Here is a 6026-nt window from a genome sequence, read left to right on the forward strand (position 1 = left end):
ATGGACCCTAAACGTTTAACCCACCTCAAGCAGCTTGAAGCCGAAAGTATTCATATTTTGCGTGAAGTTGCGGCTGAGTTTGATAACCCAGTCATGATGTATTCCATAGGTAAAGATTCATCCGTAATGTTGCATTTAGCCCGTAAGGCTTTTTATCCGGGTAAAATTCCATTTCCACTATTGCATGTCGATACCACATGGAAATTTCGTGAAATGATTGAATTTCGAGACCGTGCCGCTGAAAAATACGGTTTTGATTTATTAGTCCATCAGAACCCAGAAGGGGTGGCGATGGGTGTTGGACCTTTTACTCATGGTTCATCAAAGCATACCGACATTATGAAAACCCAAGGCTTAAAACAAGCTCTCGATAAATATGGGTTTGATGCTGCGTTTGGTGGCGCTCGGCGTGATGAAGAGAAATCACGTGCGAAAGAGCGAGTATATTCATTCCGCGATAAAAACCATAGTTGGGATCCAAAAAACCAACGTCCTGAATTATGGAAAACCTATAACGGTCAAATTAATAAAGGTGAAAGCATTCGCGTGTTTCCACTCTCCAATTGGACTGAACTTGATATTTGGCAATATATATTCTTAGAGCAAATTGAAATTGTGCCACTGTATTTATCCCAAGTACGACCGGTTGTTGAACGGGATGGAATGTTAATCATGGTTGATGATGAGCGACTCGAATTATTGCCGGGTGAAACGATTCAACAAAAAAGTGTCCGTTTTAGAACCTTAGGGTGTTATCCATTAACGGGAGCGGTGGAATCAACGGCTGATACGTTACCGGGGATCATTGAAGAAATGCTGGTGGCGACATCCAGTGAACGTCAAGGGCGGGCTATCGACCACGATCAATCTGGCTCAATGGAATTGAAAAAACGCCAAGGTTACTTCTAAGGAGAGATAAATGAATAGTGTGATAGAACAACAGGTCGCAGAGCTTGGAATCGAAGCTTATCTCGATCAACATCATAATAAGTCACTGCTACGATTTTTAACCTGTGGCTCCGTTGATGACGGTAAAAGTACCCTCATTGGTCGTTTGCTGCATGATTCTCACCAAATTTATGAAGATCAATTAGCGGCAATTCATACCGACAGCCAAAAAGTCGGTACTACGGGCGATAAGCCAGACTTAGCGTTATTAGTCGATGGTTTGCAAGCTGAGCGTGAACAAGGGATCACCATTGATGTTGCTTACCGTTATTTCTCGACCAAAGCGCGTAAGTTTATTATTGCTGATACCCCAGGGCATGAGCAGTACACCCGTAATATGGCAACTGGTGCTTCAACCTGTGATGTGGCGGTTATTTTAATCGATGCTCGTAAAGGGGTATTAGATCAAACCCGTCGTCATTCTTATATCGCTAGTTTACTTGGTATTCGCCAATTTATAGTGGCAGTCAATAAAATGGATTTGGTTGATTTTGACCAAACACGGTTTGAAGAAATTCAGCAGCAATACCTTCAGTTTTCAAAAAAGCTCAATCCTAATATCAATATTCAATTATTGCCATTATCAGCCTTAGAAGGCGATAACGTTGTTAGTCAAAGTGCCAAGATGGCGTGGTATCAAGGCGAATCATTGTTAACATTATTAGAGCAAGTTGATTTATTCACTGATGATGACTCACCAGTGTTACGTTTTCCGGTTCAATATGTAAACCGTCCTAATCTCGACTTTCGTGGCTTTGCTGGCACATTAGCTTCAGGCGAACTAAAGGTAGGGCAACGAGTAACAGCATTACCATCAGGAAAAACATCAACCGTAGAGCGAATCGTAACTTTTGATGGTGATTTAGCATTTGCAACTAAAGGTCAAGCCATTACGGTTACCTTAGCGGATGAAATTGACATTAGTCGTGGTGATACGTTAATTGCAGCCGAAGACGAAGTGCCGCTAAGTAACAATGTATTGGCAGATATTGTCTGGATGGGGGAAACCGCATTAACGGCTGGACGTCAGTATGATATTAAAGTGGCAGGTAAAAAAACGCTAGGCAGTGTGAGTGCGATACGTCATCAAGTTGATATTAATAGTCTTGATACCTTTGCAACCGAGACGTTACCCCTTAATGGCATTGGTTTATGTGAGTTCAACCTACACGATGCGATTGCCGTTGATAGCTATCAAACCTGTAAAGATACTGGCGGCTTTATCATTATTGATCGATTAACCAATGTCACTGTTGGTGCAGGCTTAATTCGTGAATCATTAGCCATCGATAACCGTCGTAGTTATTCAGCGTTTGAAGTTGAATTTAATGCACTGGTCCGTAAGCATTTCCCGCATTGGGATGCAAAAGATATCGGTCAATTACTGGAGTAATGTGAATGAGCTGGGAACAAGCTACTGTGCTGGCAATGCTAGTAGTGATTATTCTCTGCTTGCTCACTACGAAGATTAAACCTGCGTATTTATTTGCCGGCAGTGCGTTTATTGGTTTTCAAGCAAACTTAATTGAATTACCTGTCATTGCCGCAAATTTTACCAATTCATCATTATTAACCTTAGTGTTATTAATATTGGTCTCCATTGCTCTTGAAAAAACCCGCTTAATTAGTTGGGTTGGGCGGCAAATTTCACAAGGTGGTCATAGCTTTGTTGTGGCTAAGCTGGGCTTATCGACCGCATTATTGTCCTCCTTTACCAATAACACTGCGGTGGTGGTGTCATTAATAGGGGCAATAAAGCGTAATCAACGCCATGCCCCCTCTAAATTATTACTGCCGTTATCTTATACCGCTATTTTAGGTGGCACATTAACGCTAATCGGTACATCAACTAACCTTATTATTAATAGTTTTGTAGAAGATATTGGTTTACCTAGCCTTGGCTTTTTTGCACCCACCATGATTGGCTTAGCGGTGTTAGTTATTGGGTTAATGATTTTAATTCCACTGAGTTATTTTTTACCAAATAACGACGATGATAGTGAAGAACAGCTGCCTTATTTCTTAGAGGCGCGAGTAAAAAGTCATTCACCGTTAATAGGAAAGAGCGTCACTGAAAATGGACTGCGTGCATTACGACGTTTATTTTTAGCTGAGCTTATCCGTGAGGGTAAGACTATAGCCCCTGTTTGCCCTGAGACTAAATTACAAGCAGGCGATCGATTATTGTTTTGTGGTGATATTGAAAGTGTTACTACCTTACAAGAAATAGAAGGACTGCATTTATTTGGTCAGCATCATCTTAATGGTCAATCGATGATGGAGGTTGTGGTCAGTCATTCTGCTGCTATTTGTGGTCGTACCTTAAAGAGCACTCAATTTCGTGAAAACTTTGATGCGGTAGTGGTCGCCATCCGTCGCGGTCATGAACGGTTAGCTGGTGGCTTGGGTAATATTGAATTACGCGCGGGTGATACGTTAGTTATTGTACCGGGGAAATTGTTTAACCAAAAACAAGCCATGCTGGAACGTGAGTTTGTGCTAGTGAATGGTCTTGATTCAAGCGCACGTTTAGACCATTACCGTAGCACAATAGTATTAGTCGGTTTTTTAAGTGTGATTGTATTGGCTTTAGCTGATTGGCTGTCATTGATTAAAGGATTAGCTGTTTATTTGCTACTGCTAGTGGGATTGGGGATTATTTCCTTTGGTGAGCTTCGACGTCGATTTCCGATTGATATTGTAGTGATTGTTGGATCAGCATTAACATTGGCACAATTAATGATTACCAGTGGCTTATCACAGCAAATGGGCCAAGCACTTATTACCGCATTTAATGGTTGGGGAGTGTATGGCGGATTAATTGCAGTTTACTTACTTACATTAATACTAACTGAGTTGATCACCAATAACGCTGCCGCTGCATTAGCGTTCCCAATAAGTTATAGCTTGGCGCTGGGCTATGGTGTCGATCCTATGCCCTTTATTATGGCGGTACTGTTTGGCGCTAGTGCGAGTTTTATTTCGCCGTATGGTTACCAAACGAATTTACTCGTTTACAGCGTCGGTAATTATAAAATTCGAGATTATTTAAAACTGGGGTTACCGCTTTCAATTGTGTATTCCACTGTAGTGTTGATCTTGATCCCAGTCGTCTTCCCTTTTAACTAAATTAACAATGGAATATGTTATGAATACGACAACGAAGCCCCATGACGATAACAATAATATTGTCTGGCATAGTTATAGTGTGACTAAAGATCAGCGAGGACAGCAAAAGCAGCAGCAGCCTTGTGTGTTATGGTTTACTGGATTAAGTGGTGCTGGTAAGTCGACTGTTGCTGGCGCTCTTGAACATAGACTCTTGGCATTAGGTTATCATACCTATTTATTAGATGGTGATAATGTTCGCCATGGTTTGTGTAAAGATCTTGGTTTCTCTGCTCAAGATCGACGAGAAAATATCCGTCGAATTGGTGAAGTCGCTGTGTTAATGGCAGATTCTGGATTAATAGTATTAAGTGCATTTATTTCTCCTCATCGCGAAGAAAGACAATCTGTTCGAGATTTACTGCCACAAGGTGAGTTTATTGAAGTGTTTGTTGATACCCCTTTAGCTGAATGCGAAAAGCGCGATCCTAAAGGATTATATAAAAAAGCACGTGCGGGAGAAATAAAGCAATTTACAGGTATTGATGCAGAGTACCAATCGCCCTTACAGCCTGAAATTCATCTTGCAGCCGATAGTCATAATATTAATGAGTTAGTTGAGCAATGTATTAACGTTTTACGGAGTCGAGGTATTATTGCTTGATAACTGGTAACAGGAGTACCGTAAGTGACAACATTACTTGATGCTATATACAACATCGCATTGGATGCGGGTAAATCAATAATGACGCATTATCACAGTAATATTATTATTAAAAATAAAGCCGATAATAGCCCCGTGACCATTGCGGATCTTACCGCGAATGAAATTATCATTAGTCAGTTACAACAGTTAACGCCTGATATCCCTATTTTATCTGAAGAGTCACCACATACTGATTGGCAACAGCGTCAATATTGGCAATCTTTTTGGCTGGTGGACCCACTTGACGGCACCAAAGAATTTATCAATAAGAATGGCGAGTTCACCGTTAATATCGCACTTATTGAAAACGGGAAACCTATTTTAGCGGTGGTCTATGCGCCAGCATTAAATAAAGCGTGGTTGGGTGATGGAAAAACAGCTTGGCTTGTGACTAAAGCAGGTAAAGAAGTGATTCGTCTTCTACCTTCTACTATACCGACGGTGGTAGGTAGCCGCTCACATCCATCGGTTGGGTTGGAGGCTTATCTTCAACGATTAGGTGAACATAAATGGATAGCGGTGGGATCATCATTAAAGTTTTGCTTAGTGGCGGAAGGACGTGCTCAATATTACCCGCGTTTAGGACCAACTATGATGTGGGATACCGCTGCTGGTCAATGTATCGCTGAAAGTGCAGGCGCTACAGTGAATGATCTGGATGGTTTCCCCCTTCGTTATGATCGAGAGTCGCTATTAAATCCTTATTTTGTTGTCTCTTAACTATATACAACCAACTAAATGTCACGGATTGATTAAATACTCAACACTATTTTTAAATAGCGACTATTGTTTAATAGCGTTATTGTATGAATATTGACTCTTTTGTGGTTTTTGGTTGGTATTACTAGCATTCGTATTAAAAAAGCAAATAAACAATTGCCATCCTTCCTGTTATCTCTATAATGCACCCCAACGACACGGAATACGTGCGGTTAGTAAGTTATTTACAACCTGTGTGTAACTTGTCAATAAGCGGTTTATAAAAATCATTGCGGTAATTGACGGTTCTTGTCTTACATTAAGCTATGAAAACTGCAGTCTTGATTCAAATGTTGTTTGAATGGTTGGAAATATAATTTACTTTCAACACAGGACAGGTCAATAAAGGGTTGGTTAAATCTAATTTAAAAAACTTATTGACTTTAAACTGGCGCGGAGTAGTATACGCAGCCTCAGCCAATACGATGTATTGTGCTAACGTTCTTTAATAATTTGACCATGCAATCTGTGTGGGCACTCACTGAATAGTTAAGTCGAAAGATTT

General features: G+C 40.6%; 5 protein-coding genes. All 5 read left to right on the forward strand.

Going from position 1 to position 6026, the window contains the following annotated elements:
- From cysD to cysQ, 5 genes are read left to right on the forward strand one after another with little or no spacing between them, the layout of a single operon-like run.
- Complete coding sequence (cysD, locus tag Q0V26_RS11940; protein ID WP_080158633.1) at nt 1-909, forward strand: sulfate adenylyltransferase subunit CysD; 909 nt, start codon at nt 1-3, stop codon at nt 907-909.
- A 10-nt stretch (nt 910-919) separates the two neighbouring features.
- A complete protein-coding gene (cysN, locus tag Q0V26_RS11945; RefSeq protein WP_297481878.1) occupies nt 920-2341 on the forward strand; it encodes a sulfate adenylyltransferase subunit CysN in 1422 nt (473 codons plus the stop codon).
- Nucleotides 2342-2346: 5 nt separating this feature from the next.
- Nucleotides 2347-4077: an SLC13 family permease gene (locus Q0V26_RS11950; RefSeq protein WP_297481879.1), complete on the forward strand. Its 1731-nt coding sequence runs from the start codon at nt 2347-2349 to the stop codon at nt 4075-4077.
- A 19-nt stretch (nt 4078-4096) separates the two neighbouring features.
- Nucleotides 4097-4720 (forward strand): adenylyl-sulfate kinase, encoded by a 624-nt coding sequence (gene cysC / locus Q0V26_RS11955; protein ID WP_297481880.1) that lies wholly within the window; start codon nt 4097-4099, stop codon nt 4718-4720.
- Between the two features lie 24 nt (nt 4721-4744).
- A complete protein-coding gene (gene cysQ / locus Q0V26_RS11960; protein ID WP_297481881.1) occupies nt 4745-5482 on the forward strand; it encodes a 3'(2'),5'-bisphosphate nucleotidase CysQ in 738 nt (245 codons plus the stop codon).
- The last annotated feature ends 544 nt before the right edge of the window (nt 5483-6026 follow it).

The sequence above is a fragment of the uncultured Photobacterium sp. genome, assembly GCF_947039875.1.
Lineage (GTDB): Bacteria > Pseudomonadota > Gammaproteobacteria > Enterobacterales > Vibrionaceae > Photobacterium.

Bases quoted from the DNA above. Each gene is read 5' to 3' on its own strand.
- cysD (WP_080158633.1), top strand. From the start codon at position 1: ATGGACCCTAAACGTTTAACCCACCTCAAGCAGCTTGAAGCCGAAAGT.
- cysN (WP_297481878.1), top strand. From the start codon at position 920: ATGAATAGTGTGATAGAACAACAGGTCGCAGAGCTTGGAATCGAAGCT.
- Q0V26_RS11950 (WP_297481879.1), top strand. From the start codon at position 2,347: ATGAGCTGGGAACAAGCTACTGTGCTGGCAATGCTAGTAGTGATTATT.
- cysC (WP_297481880.1), top strand. From the start codon at position 4,097: ATGAATACGACAACGAAGCCCCATGACGATAACAATAATATTGTCTGG.